The 12,458-nt window shown below is 60.8% G+C and carries 11 protein-coding genes; 6 read left to right on the top strand and 5 right to left on the bottom strand.

The features are described from left to right. Nucleotides 1–90 precede the first annotated feature (90 nt). Nucleotides 91–1,251: a Do family serine endopeptidase AlgW gene (gene algW, locus AC07XF_RS17545; protein WP_495027433.1), complete on the bottom strand. Its 1,161-nt coding sequence runs from the start codon at nucleotides 1,249–1,251 to the stop codon at nucleotides 91–93. A gap of 103 nt (nucleotides 1,252–1,354) precedes the next feature. Between algW and AC07XF_RS17540 the strand changes: the two genes are divergently transcribed. From AC07XF_RS17540 to cysN, 3 genes are all read left to right on the top strand, one after another. Next, a complete protein-coding gene (locus AC07XF_RS17540) occupies nucleotides 1,355–2,113 on the top strand; it encodes a Nif3-like dinuclear metal center hexameric protein (RefSeq protein ID WP_495027432.1) in 759 nt (252 codons plus the stop codon). A gap of 240 nt (nucleotides 2,114–2,353) precedes the next feature. Further along, complete coding sequence (gene cysD, locus AC07XF_RS17535) at nucleotides 2,354–3,271, top strand: sulfate adenylyltransferase subunit CysD (protein ID WP_008046199.1); 918 nt, start codon at nucleotides 2,354–2,356, stop codon at nucleotides 3,269–3,271. A 9-nt stretch (nucleotides 3,272–3,280) separates the two neighbouring features. Then, the gene (gene cysN, locus AC07XF_RS17530) at nucleotides 3,281–5,179 is read left to right on the top strand and encodes a sulfate adenylyltransferase subunit CysN (protein ID WP_495027431.1); all 1,899 of its coding nucleotides are present in this window, start codon (nucleotides 3,281–3,283) and stop codon (nucleotides 5,177–5,179) included. A 170-nt stretch (nucleotides 5,180–5,349) separates the two neighbouring features. Here the strand turns inward: cysN and yihG are convergent, their stop codons facing one another. The 3 genes from yihG to AC07XF_RS17515 form a co-directional block, all read right to left on the bottom strand. Then, a complete protein-coding gene (yihG, locus tag AC07XF_RS17525; protein ID WP_495027430.1) occupies nucleotides 5,350–6,255 on the bottom strand; it encodes a 1-acylglycerol-3-phosphate O-acyltransferase, YihG family in 906 nt (301 codons plus the stop codon). Continuing rightward, the gene (gene pta, locus AC07XF_RS17520) at nucleotides 6,256–8,355 is read right to left on the bottom strand and encodes a phosphate acetyltransferase (RefSeq protein WP_495027429.1); all 2,100 of its coding nucleotides are present in this window, start codon (nucleotides 8,353–8,355) and stop codon (nucleotides 6,256–6,258) included. It abuts the gene before it with no gap. Nucleotides 8,356–8,416: 61 nt separating this feature from the next. After that, complete coding sequence (locus tag AC07XF_RS17515) at nucleotides 8,417–8,743, bottom strand: DUF3565 domain-containing protein (protein WP_495027428.1); 327 nt, start codon at nucleotides 8,741–8,743, stop codon at nucleotides 8,417–8,419. Here AC07XF_RS17515 and AC07XF_RS17510 point away from each other — a divergent pair. The 3 genes from AC07XF_RS17510 to AC07XF_RS17500 all read left to right on the top strand — a co-directional run bounded on the left by AC07XF_RS17510 (nucleotide 8,712) and on the right by AC07XF_RS17500 (nucleotide 11,123). Further along, nucleotides 8,712–9,197 carry an FKBP-type peptidyl-prolyl cis-trans isomerase gene (locus AC07XF_RS17510; protein ID WP_007942189.1) on the top strand — a complete coding sequence of 162 codons (486 nt, stop codon included), beginning with the start codon at nucleotides 8,712–8,714 and terminating at the stop codon, nucleotides 9,195–9,197. The genes AC07XF_RS17515 and AC07XF_RS17510 overlap by 32 nt on opposite strands. A gap of 124 nt (nucleotides 9,198–9,321) precedes the next feature. Then, on the top strand, nucleotides 9,322–9,804 hold the full coding sequence (locus tag AC07XF_RS17505; protein WP_495027427.1) for a glutathione peroxidase: 483 nt from the start codon (nucleotides 9,322–9,324) through the stop codon (nucleotides 9,802–9,804). 215 nt (nucleotides 9,805–10,019) lie between these two features. Beyond that, on the top strand, nucleotides 10,020–11,123 hold the full coding sequence (locus AC07XF_RS17500) for an NADH:flavin oxidoreductase (protein WP_495027426.1): 1,104 nt from the start codon (nucleotides 10,020–10,022) through the stop codon (nucleotides 11,121–11,123). Nucleotides 11,124–11,242: 119 nt separating this feature from the next. On the opposite strand, the gene AC07XF_RS17495 is transcribed toward AC07XF_RS17500, so the two are convergent. Further along, nucleotides 11,243–12,442, bottom strand: a complete 1,200-nt coding sequence (locus AC07XF_RS17495) for a glycosyltransferase family 4 protein (RefSeq protein ID WP_495027425.1) — start codon at nucleotides 12,440–12,442, stop codon at nucleotides 11,243–11,245. Nucleotides 12,443–12,458 lie beyond the last annotated feature (16 nt).

The following is a 12,458-nucleotide window of genomic DNA, read 5'->3' as shown; positions in this document are numbered from 1 at the left end:
GGAAGGCGGTGTGTCAGTTAACTTCTGCGTCGACTGACACACCGCTTTCGCGAGCAAGCCCGCTCCCACAAGGGTTTGTGTGTTGGCCAGTTACTCTTCTTCTTTCTCTTGGACCGGTGCCGGTGGCGGACGCAAACCGATTTCCGCGGTCAGCTTGAGTTCGTTGCCGTTGCGCATCACCTGGATCGTGACCTTGTCCGTCGGCTTGATCCGCGCCACCTGATTCATCGAGCGACGGCCATCACCGGCCGGTTCGCCATCGATGGCAAGAATCACGTCACCCAGTTGCAGGCCGGCCTTCTGTGCCGGACCATCACGGAAAATCCCCGCCACGACAATGCCCGGACGCCCGGACAAACCGAACGATTCGGCCAGTTCCTGGGTCAGCGGCTGTACTTCGATACCCAGCCAGCCACGAATTACCTGGCCGTGCTCGATGATCGACTTCATCACTTCCATCGCCAGCTTCACCGGAATCGCGAAACCGATGCCCTGGGAGCCGCCTGACTTGGAGAAGATTGCCGTGTTGATGCCGGTCAGGTTGCCGTTGGCATCCACCAGCGCGCCGCCAGAGTTACCCGGGTTGATCGCGGCATCGGTCTGGATGAAGTCTTCGTAGTTGTTCAGGCCCAATTGATTGCGCCCGGTGGCGCTGATGATGCCCATGGTCACGGTCTGGCCGACGCCGAACGGGTTGCCGATGGCCAGCGCGACGTCGCCGATGCGGATGTTGTCGGAGCGACCGACGGTAATCGACGGTAGGGATTTCAGATCGATTTTCAGTACCGCGAGATCGGTTTCCGGGTCGCTGCCGATCACCCTGGCCAGGGTTTCACGACCGTCCTTGAGGGCCACAACGATCTGGTCGGCACCGCTGGTTACGTGGTTGTTGGTCAGGATGTAGCCTTCCGGGCTCATGATCACGCCGGAGCCGAGGCTCGACTCCATGCGCTTCTGCTTGGGCAAGTTGTCGCCAAAGAAGCGGCGGAACTGCGGATCTTCGAACAACGGATGGTTGGGTTTGTTGACGACTTTGGTGGTGTACAGGTTCACCACCGACGGCGCGGCGGTGGTTACCGCGTCGGCGTAGGACACCGGACCCTGCTGCATGCTGGTGGTTTGCGGGGCTTGCTGCAGATTGACATCGAGGCTTGGAAGCCCGACCCACTGCGGGTAACGCTGGATGATTAGCAGAGCGACAAGCACGCCAGCCAACAGCGGCCAGCCGGAAAAACGCAGCGCCTTGAGCATTAAGCACGTCCTGAGAGAGTTGCAGGCGGTATAAGACCGCTCATAATGACGCGCATTATACGAGGCCGCGCGCGCCTCTGAACGGGATATTTAGGAGTCTTTTATGGCCGTCGCCCTGAGCACCCTGGTCGAAGAAGCCGACCGTTACCTCGGCAGTTCGAAAATTGCCGATTATTGCCCCAACGGCCTGCAAGTCGAGGGGCGGCCGCAGGTGATGCGCATCGTTAGTGGCGTGACCGCCAGCCAGGCTTTGCTGGATGCTGCCGTGGAAGCCAATGCCGATCTGGTGCTGGTGCACCACGGCTATTTCTGGAAAGGTGAAAATCCGTGCATCACCGGCATGAAACAGCGTCGCCTGAAGACCTTGCTCAAGCACGATATCAGCCTGTTGTCCTATCACCTGCCGCTGGATCTGCACCCGGACGTCGGCAATAACGTGCAACTCGCGCGTCAGCTAGACATCACCGTCGAAGGGCCGCTGGACCCGGACAATCTGAAGATTGTCGGCCTGGTCGGCTCGCTGAATGACCCGATGACGCCCCGGGATTTCGCCCGCCGCGTCCAGGAAGTGATGGGCCGTGAGCCGCTGTTGATCGAAGGCAGCGCAATGATCCGTCGCGTCGGCTGGTGCACGGGTGGCGGCCAGGGTTACATCGACCAGGCCATTCTGGCAGGCGTCGATCTGTACCTCAGCGGCGAGGCTTCCGAGCAAACCTTCCACAGTGCCCGGGAAAACGACATCAGCTTCATCGCCGCCGGTCACCACGCGACCGAGCGATATGGCGTTCAGGCGCTGGGGGATTACCTGGCGCGGCGCTTTGCGCTGGAGCACATCTTCATCGATTGCCCGAATCCGATTTGATTTCACGCTCTCCTGTAGGAGCTGGCTTGCCAGCGAAGGCGTCCTGTTAATCACCGCAACGTTCTGCGGCCCCTTCGCTGGCAAGCCAGCTCCTACAAGTACCGTGAAACCCAAACGGGCAGGCATATTCATATGCTCTTTCGATCTAGTTGGCGTCCTGATTAGAAGAGGTCGCTGTGCTAGGATCCCCGCTCGAACACGGCCCGCTGGCCGTTCATAAGAAAGCTTTCGTGAGTAGCCATGGTCGACAAACTGACGCATCTGAAACAGCTGGAGGCGGAAAGCATCCACATCATCCGCGAGGTGGCCGCCGAGTTCGACAACCCGGTGATGCTGTACTCCATCGGTAAAGACTCCGCCGTGATGCTGCACCTGGCGCGCAAGGCGTTCTTCCCCGGCAAGCTGCCGTTTCCGGTGATGCACGTCGACACTCGCTGGAAATTCAAGGAGATGTACAGCTTCCGCGACAAGATGGTCGCCGAGCTGGGCCTCGACCTGATCACCCACGTCAACCCGGACGGCGTGGCGCAAGACATCAACCCGTTTACCCACGGCAGCGCCAAGCACACCGACATCATGAAGACCGAGGGCCTGAAGCAGGCACTCGACAAGTATGGTTTCGACGCAGCATTCGGCGGCGCCCGTCGCGATGAAGAGAAATCCCGCGCCAAGGAGCGCGTGTACTCGTTCCGCGACAGCAAGCACCGCTGGGACCCGAAAAACCAGCGCCCCGAGCTGTGGAACGTCTACAACGGCAAGGTCAACAAGGGCGAGTCGATCCGTGTCTTCCCGCTGTCGAACTGGACCGAGCTGGACATCTGGCAGTACATCTACCTTGAAGGCATCCCGATCGTTCCGTTGTATTTCGCCGCCGAGCGCGAAGTCATCGAGAAGAACGGCACGCTGATCATGATCGACGACGAGCGCATCCTCGAGCACCTGAGCGACGAAGACAAAGCCCGCATCGTCAAAAAGAAAGTGCGTTTCCGTACCCTTGGTTGCTACCCGTTGACGGGCGCGGTGGAGTCCGAGGCCGAAAGCCTCACGGACATCATTCAGGAAATGCTCCTGACGCGAACTTCCGAGCGCCAGGGCCGTGTCATCGATCACGATGGCGCCGGCTCGATGGAAGACAAAAAACGTCAAGGTTATTTCTAAGGGGCTGTCATGTCGCATCAATCTGATTTGATCAGCGAGGACATCCTCGCCTACCTGGGCCAGCACGAACGTAAAGAGCTGCTGCGCTTCCTGACCTGCGGTAACGTCGACGACGGCAAGAGCACCCTGATCGGGCGCCTGCTGCACGACTCCAAGATGATCTATGAAGATCACCTGGAAGCGATCACCCGCGACTCGAAAAAAGTCGGCACCACCGGCGAAGACATCGACCTGGCGTTGCTGGTCGACGGCCTGCAGGCCGAGCGTGAACAAGGCATCACCATTGATGTCGCGTACCGCTATTTCTCCACCGCCAAGCGCAAATTCATCATCGCCGACACCCCCGGCCATGAGCAGTACACCCGCAACATGGCCACCGGTGCTTCCACCTGCGACCTGGCGATCATCCTGGTCGACGCCCGTTACGGCGTGCAGACCCAGACCCGTCGCCACAGCTTCATCGCGTCCCTGCTGGGCATCAAGCACATCGTTGTGGCCATCAACAAGATGGACCTCAAGGACTTCGACCAGGGCGTGTTCGAGTCGATCAAGGCCGACTACCTGCAGTTCGCCGAAGGCTTGAAGCTGAAGCCCACCAGCATGCACTTCGTGCCGATGTCGGCATTGAAGGGCGACAACGTGGTGAACAAGTCCGAGCGTTCGCCGTGGTACACCGGTCAGTCGCTGATGGAAATCCTCGAGACCGTGGAAGTGGCGGGCGACCGCAACTTCACCGACCTGCGTTTCCCGGTGCAGTACGTCAACCGTCCGAACCTGAACTTCCGTGGCTTCGCCGGTACGCTGGCCAGCGGCATCGTCAAGAAGGGCGACGAAGTCGTGGTACTGCCGTCGGGCAAGAGCAGCCGCGTGAAATCCATCGTCACCTTCGAAGGTGAGTTGGAGCACGCCGGTCCTGGTCAGGCTGTAACGCTGACCATGGAAGACGAGATCGACATCTCCCGTGGCGACCTGTTGGTTCACGCCGACAACGTGCCGCCGGTGACCGACAGCTTCGAAGCGATGCTGGTGTGGATGGCTGAAGAGCCGATGCTGCCGGGCAAGAAATACGACTTCAAGCGCGCCACCAGTTACGTGCCGGGTTCCATCGCCAGTATCGTCAACAAGGTCGACGTGAACACCCTGGAAGAAGGCCCGGCCAGCGCGTTGCAGCTGAACGAAATCGGCAAGGTCAAGATCGCGCTCGATGCGCCGATTGCCCTCGACGGTTACGACAGCAACCGCACCACTGGCGCGTTCATCATCATCGACCGCTTGACCAACGGCACCGTCGGTGCCGGCATGATCGTTGCCCAACCGTTGGTACATGGCACCAGCACGCACCACGGCAAACTGGCTCATGTCGCCACCGAAGAGCGCGCACAGCGTTTCGGCCAGCAACCGGCCACTGTGTTGTTCAGCGGCTTGTCGGGCGCGGGCAAAAGCACCTTGGCCTATGCCGTCGAGCGCAAGCTGTTCGACCTGGGCCGTGCGGTGTTCGTACTCGATGGCCAGAACCTGCGTCACGACCTGAACAAAGGTCTGCCGCAGGATCGCGCCGGGCGTACCGAGAACTGGCGTCGTGCGGCGCACGTTGCGCGTCAGTTCAACGAAGCCGGCCTGCTGACCCTGGCGGCGTTCGTTGCGCCGAGTGCCGAAGGTCGTGAACAGGCCCGGGAGCTGATCGGCAAGGAGCGTCTATTGACAGTCTACGTCCAGGCTTCGCCGACGGTTTGCGCCGAGCGTGATCCGCAAGGCCTGTACGCGGCGGCCGGGGATAACATCCCGGGCGAATCCTTCCCGTACGACGTGCCGCTGGATGCCGACCTGGTGATCGACACCCAGTCCGTGTCGCTGGAAGAAGGCGTCAAGCAAGTGCTGGCTCTGCTGCGTGAGCGTGGGGCGATTTAAGCCTCAGTCGAAGTGAAAAGCCCGCCGATGAGTGATCATCGGCGGGCTTTTTTATTTGAGATCGACTCGATCAAATGTGGGAGCGGGCTTGCTCGCGAATGCGGTGTGCCATTCAACATTGAAGCTGGCTGATCCACCGCTTTCGCGAGCAAGCCCGCTCCCACAGGGTGTCAGTGTTGCTTTGGATATTCGCGATGCATCTGCTCCAGCAACGCATCCTTGTCCTGCCACAACTGATTGATCCAGCCCTGAAACTGCAGGCGGTATTCGCCGTCCTGGTCATAGTTCTTGCCGATGAACTGCGGCGGAATCCTCAGCTCTTCAAAGTGCACCACCACGTCCGCAACGTTCCCGCACAACAAATCCCAAAAACCGGGACGCCCGGCGGGGTAGTGGATGGTCACGTTGACCAGGGATTCAAGCTGTTCGCCCATCGCATCCAGCACAAAGGCAATGCCACCGGCCTTGGGCTTGAGCAGGTACTTGAAGGGTGATTGCTGTTGCTTGTGCTTGCCCTCGGTGAAGCGCGTGCCTTCGACGAAGTTGAAAATGCCTACCGGGTTGTCGCGGAACCTCGCACAGGTCTTGCGGGTGGTTTCCAGGTCCTTGCCTTTTTTCTCCGGATGCTTCTCCAGATAGGCCTTGGAGTAGCGCTTCATGAACGGAAAGCCCAGCGCCCACCAGGCCAGGCCGATCACCGGGACCCAGATCAGCTCCTGTTTGAGAAAGAACTTCAGCGGTTGAATGCGCCGGTTGAGCACGTATTGCAGTACCAGGATGTCGACCCAGCTCTGGTGGTTGCTGGTGATCAGGTACGAGTGCTGATAGTCGAGGCCCTGCAGACCGCTGATGTGCCAGCGGGTGCGGCGCACCAGGTTCATCCAGCCTTTGTTGATGCTGATCCAGGCTTCGTGGGTATGGCTCATCAGCCAGCCCGCGATGCGCTGGGTGAAGGCGAACGGCAATACCTTGACGAGTGCCACGCAGAACAGGAACGAGCAGAGCAAAATCGTATTCAGTGCCAACAGCAGCGAGGCGATCACGCCCCGCAGCGGAGCAGGTAGGAAGTCCAGCATTTACACATCCATAGGTCGATTGGCGGCTTGAATCGCGGTCAGGGCGATGGTGTAGACGATGTCATCGACCTGCGCGCCGCGCGGCAAATCGTTCACCGGTTTGCGCAGGCCCTGCAGCATCGGCCCGAGGCTGACGCAGTCGGCGCTGCGCTGCACGGCTTTGTGCGTGGTGTTGCCGGTGTTGAGGTCGGGGAACACGTACACCGTGGCACGACCGGCCACCTGACTGTTCGGCGCCAATTGCCGGGCCACGCTTTCGTTGGCGGCGGCGTCGTACTGCAAGGGGCCGTCGATCAGCAGCGAGTGCTGTTGTTCGTGCGCCAGCAAGGTCGCCTCGCGGACCTTCTCGACCTCTTCGCCGCTGGCCGAGTCGCCACTGGAGTAGCTGATCATCGCCACCCGTGGCGTGATGCCGAATGCGGCGGCCGAGTCAGCGCTTTGCAGGGCGATCTCGGCCAGTTCGCTGGCGCTCGGGTGCGGGTTCATCACGCAGTCGCCGTAGACCAGCACTTCTTCCGGGAACAGCATGAAGAACACCGACGACACCAGGGTGCAGCCCGGCGCCGTTTTAATCAGCTGCAGGGCCGGGCGGATGGTGTTGGCGGTGGTGTTGATCACGCCCGACACGAGGCCGTCGACTTCATCCAGGGCCAGCATCATGGTGCCGATGACCACGGTGTCTTCCAGTTGTTGCTCGGCCATCGGCGCATTGAGGCTTTTGCTTTTGCGCAGCGCGACCATCGGCTCGACATAACGCTCGCGGATCGAGTCCGGATCGATGATTTCCAGTCCCGGTGGCAATTCGATGCCCTGGGCGCGGGCGACGGCTTGCACGTCCTCGGGCTTGGCCAGCAACACGCAGCGTGCAATGCCACGGGCCTGGCAGATCGCGGCGGCCTGTACGGTCAGCGGCTCGCTGCCTTCGGGCAGCACGATGCGTTTGTTGGCCGCCTGGGCACGCTGGATCAATTGATAGCGGAAAACCGCTGGCGACAGGCGCATCTCCCGAGGTGTACCGCAGCGCTGATGCAACCAGTCGGCATCGAGATGACCAGCGATGAAATCGGTGATGATTTCGGCGCGTTCGCGGTCGTCGATGGGGATTTCCTTGTTCAGGCCATTGAGCAGGTTGGCGGTGTCATAGGAACCGGTACTCACCGACAGTACCGGCAACCCGGCCTGCAGGGCGCCCCGGCACAGGTCCATGATGCGTGGGTCGGGCAGGGTGTCGCTGGTCAGCAGCAGGCCGGCGAGCGGCACGCCGTTCAAGGCCGCGAGGCTGACGGCGAGGATGATGTCGTCGCGGTCGCCGGGGGTCACCACCAGCACGCCGGGCTTGAGCAGCTCCACGGTGTTGCGCATGGTGCGGGCGCAAATGATGATTTTGGTCATGCGCCGGGTTTCATAGTCACCGGCGTTGAGTACTTGCGCGCCCATCAGGTCGGCGACGTCGCGGGTGCGCGGGGCGTTCAGTTCCGGCTGGAACGGAATGCAGCCGAGCAAGCGGAAATCACCACTGCGCAGCAACGGCGAATGCTCTTTCAGGCGCGTGGCGAAGGCGTCCATGCTTTCGTCGGTCTTGACCTTGTTGAGGATCACACCGAGGACTTTCGGGTCTTTCGGGCCACCGAACAATTGCGCCTGCAACTCGACGCGGCCGGAGAGCTCGGTCAGCACTTCGTTTTCCGGTGCAGAGACCAGGATCACCTCGGCGTCGAGGCTCTTGGCCAGATGCAGATTGACCCGCGCGGCATAGCTGGCGCTGCGGGTCGGCACCATGCCTTCGACGATCAGCACGTCCTTGCCGATGGCTGCTTGCTGATAAAGGGCGATGATTTCTTCGAGCAATTCATCGAGCTGGCCGTCGCCGAGCATGCGCTCGACATGCGCCAGGCCCAGTGGCTGAGGCGGTTTCAAGCCGTGGGTACGCGCCACCAGTTCGGTGGAACGTTCCGGGCCCGTGTCGCCCGGATGCGGCTGGGCAATCGGTTTGAAAAAGCCGACCTTGAGGCCGGCGCGCTCAAGGGTACGCACCAGCCCGAGGCTGATGGAGGTCAGACCCACACCAAAATCGGTGGGCGCGATAAAAAAAGTTTGCATGCGGATTCTCTGGAAGGTGCATGGCAATGGTCACGACCTATGGCTGGTCGATTACCGAAATTCAGTCGCCAAGGTTATCGCTAACCGAGCCTTGTGCGCACCAACCGCAGGCAAAGGGTTGGCCTATTTTTTCGCAGCGCTGCGCAGGGTCCATGACCCAGGCCCGGGATTGCCATGGCGGCTGGTGCCGCAGGTGTTGGGTGTGGCCGCAGGAAAGCTCGGCCACCCAGTGTCCGTCCTCGTCCTGATGGAAGCCAGTGATCGTCGAATCCCGTCTGTCCGGGTTGTGTTCGCTTTCGGACGATTGCTTCGCTAAACTTGGCCTTTCAATCTTCTTATGCAAAAGGTCTCGCCCCATGCTGATCGCCGCCAATAAGGCTGTCTCCATCGACTATACCCTGACCAACGACGCTGGTGAGGTCATCGACAGCTCCGCCGGCGGCGCGCCGCTGGTCTACCTGCAAGGCGCAGGCAACATCATCCCGGGCCTGGAAAAGGCTCTGGAAGGCAAGGCTGTCGGCGACGAGCTGACCGTAGCCGTTGAACCTGAAGACGCTTACGGCGAATACGCGGCCGAACTGGTCAGCACCCTGAGCCGCAGCATGTTCGAAGGCGTCGACGAACTGGAAGTGGGCATGCAGTTCCATGCTTCCGCTCCGGACGGCCAGATGCAGATCGTGACCATCCGTGATCTGGACGGCGACGACGTCACCGTTGACGGCAACCACCCGTTGGCCGGCCAGCGCCTGAATTTCCAGGTCAAGATCGTTGCTATCCGTGACGCCAGCCAGGAAGAAATCGCTCATGGCCACGTCCATGGCGAAGGTGGCCATCACCACTGATTTCTGCGCTAAGCTCAGAGATGACTGGAGAGGCGCCCCGAGGGCGCCTTTTTAGTCTGCGGCTGTCCCTGACGACACCGCCAAGTGGCTGTTTCGAGAAGAACACGGGAATCTGGAGTACGTCATGAGTGCTTTTCACGACCTTAAATTGACAGCCCTGGATGGTCAGGAGCTACCTCTGGCGCCTTTCAAAGGCCAAGTCGTGCTGGTGGTCAATGTGGCCTCCAAATGCGGCTTGACCCCGCAGTACGCGGCGCTGGAAAACCTCTATCAGCAATACAAGGGCAAAGGCTTCAGCGTGCTGGGCCTGCCGTGCAACCAGTTTGCCGGGCAGGAGCCGGGAAGCGAGCAGGAGATCAAGGACTTCTGCAGCCTCAACTATGGCGTGACCTTTCCGTTGTCCAGCAAGCTTGAAGTCAACGGGCATGACCGTCATCAGTTGTACCGCTTGCTGGCGGGCGAGGGCGCGGAGTTTCCCGGTGACATCACCTGGAACTTCGAGAAGTTCCTGCTGGGCAAGGACGGCCGCGTACTGGCGCGGTTCTCGCCACGCACGGCACCGGATGATCCGACCATCGTTCACGCGATTGAAAAAGCGCTGAGCTGATTTCCCCCTGTAGGAGCGAGCTTGCTCGCGATGGTCGTCAACGATAACGCTGCAAGTCTGATACCCCGCAGCGTTCTCAAGCCCATCGCGAGCGAGCTCGCTCCTACAGTACTCCCTGCCTTTTGACCCTTAATCACGCTGATCAATAATGCTGTTCAATGCGTTGGACTCTCAATATTATCGCCGTCATAAAATTACTTCCCGTGGAGCGTCCCATGCCCGTCAAAGCCCTGTTCAAACCGTTCCACCTCGGCACCCTCGAACTGCCGACCCGCGTCGTCATGGCGCCGATGACCCGCTCCTTTTCACCGGGTGGCGTGCCGAACTCCAAAGTGATCGAGTACTACCGTCGTCGTGCCTCGGCGGGCGTCGGCCTGATCGTCACCGAAGGCACCACCGTCGGTCACAAGGCTTCCAACGGCTACCCGAACGTTCCGCATTTCTATGGTGAAGCGGCACTGGCCGGCTGGAAAAAAGTCGTCGACGCCGTGCACGCCGAAGGCGGCAAGATCGTTCCGCAGTTGTGGCATGTGGGCAGCGTACGCCGTATCGGCACCGAGCCGGACGCCAGCGTGCCGGGTTATGGCCCGTCGGAAAAAGTGAAGGACGGTCAGGTCGTGGTGCACGGCATGACCCAACAAGACATCCAGGATGTAATCGCAGCGTTCGCCCAGGCCGCCAAGGATGCCCAGAGCATTGGCATGGACGGCGTGGAAATCCACGGTGCCCACGGTTACCTGATTGACCAGTTTTTCTGGGAAGGCAGCAACCAGCGCACCGACGAATACGGCGGCAGCCTGGCCAACCGTTCGCGGTTCGCCATTGAATTGATTCAGGCCGTGCGTGCCGCGGTCGGTGAAGGTTTCCCGATCATCTTCCGTTTCTCGCAGTGGAAGCAGCAGGATTACACCGCACGTCTGGTGCAAACCCCGGAGGCCCTGGGCGAGTTCCTCAAGCCGTTGGCCGATGCGGGCGTGGATATTTTCCACTGCTCGACCCGCCGCTTCTGGGAGCCGGAGTTCGACGGCTCCGAACTGAACCTGGCCGGCTGGACCCGCAAACTGACCGGCAAGCCGACCATCACCGTGGGCAGTGTCGGCCTGGATGGCGAATTCCTGCAGTTCATGGTCAACACCGACAAGGTCGCACAACCGGCCAGTCTGGAAAAACTGCTGGAGCGCCTGAACAACGATGAGTTCGACCTGGTGGCGGTCGGTCGTGCGTTGCTGGTGGACCCGGACTGGGCGCAGAAAGTGCGTGACGGCCGTGAAGAGGACATTCTGCCGTTCAGCCGTGAGGCGTTGATGACGCTGGTTTAAGCGGCGTCCGGACTTACGCTTTCGCGAGCAAGCCCGCTCCCACATGGGATTTGTGTACGACACGGAACCAATGTGGGAGCGGGCTTGCTCGCGAAGACTGACTAAAGAGCACTACAAAATCAGGGAACAATCGGTGCATTCGGCACCACCATCTCCCCGGCACACGCCCCCCGCAACTGTCCCTCGAACTGCTCGATGATCGTCGCCCAACCCTGACGACTGGCATGCTGGCGCGCGTTGAGGCGCACATTGCGCAAGGTTTCCCTGTCCTCCAGCAGCCATGCCGCTGCATCGCAGAACGCTTCTTCGTCCCCCGGCATCGCCAATACGCCGTTGTAGCCATGACGAATATGCTGGGCGGCTGCCGCCTGGTCGTAGGCCACCACGCCGAGCCCCGAGGCGAGTGCTTCAAGCACCACATTGCCGAACGTTTCGGTCAGGCTCGGAAACAGAAACACGTCTCCCGAGGCATAGTGACAAGCCAGGGTTTCACCCCGTTGGGTGCCGCAGAAAATCGCCTCGGGCATTGCGTTTTCCAGTTCCTGGCGCTGGGGGCCGTCGCCGACCACGATCAGTTTCAGCGTGCGTTGGGGATAACTCGCCTTGAGGGTATTGAAGGTGCGTTTGAGCAGGCCAAGGTTTTTTTCCGGGGCCAGACGCCCGACATGAATGACGGCGATGTCCTCCTCGGTCAGTCCCCATTGCTCGCGCAGGGCATTCAAGCGTTTGGCCGGGTGAAACAATTCGCTGTCGACCCCTCGGGACAGCAACGCCAGTCGCTCGAAATGACGTCGCTCCAGTTCCATGCGCTGGCTGACGCTGGGCACCAGGGTCATGGTCGAGCGATTGTGGAACCAGCGCAGGTAGTGAGTCAGCAGGCGCGTGAGCAAACCAAGCCCGTACTGGTTGGAGTACTGCTGGAAATTGGTGTGAAAACCGCTGACCACGGAAATCCCCAGTCGCCGTGCCGCACGCAAGGCCGACAGGCCCAGCGGACCCTCGGTGGCGATGTAGAGCACGTCCGGGCGGTGACGCGTCCAGCGCCGCAGCAGTTTGTGCATCGACGACTGACCCCATTGCAAGCCGGGGTAACCCGGAAGCGGCCAGCCTCGGCACAGCAACAACCCATCGTCGCTGCCCGATTGCTGGTCGCAGCCCTGGCGCGGCCGCACCAATTCCACCTGATGCCCGCGCGCGCGCAAGCCGTCGCACAAGCGACCAAGGGTATTGGCCACGCCGTTGATTTCCGGAGGGAAGGTTTCGGTGATCAGGGTGATATGCAGAGCTGTCGTCATGACCCCAGTGTCGGCTGGGGCCATGTCGTCAGTGTGACGT

This window comes from Pseudomonas sp. GW821-FHT01C01 (assembly GCF_059422645.1).
This window is presented reverse-complemented; position numbering and strand designations above follow the sequence as displayed.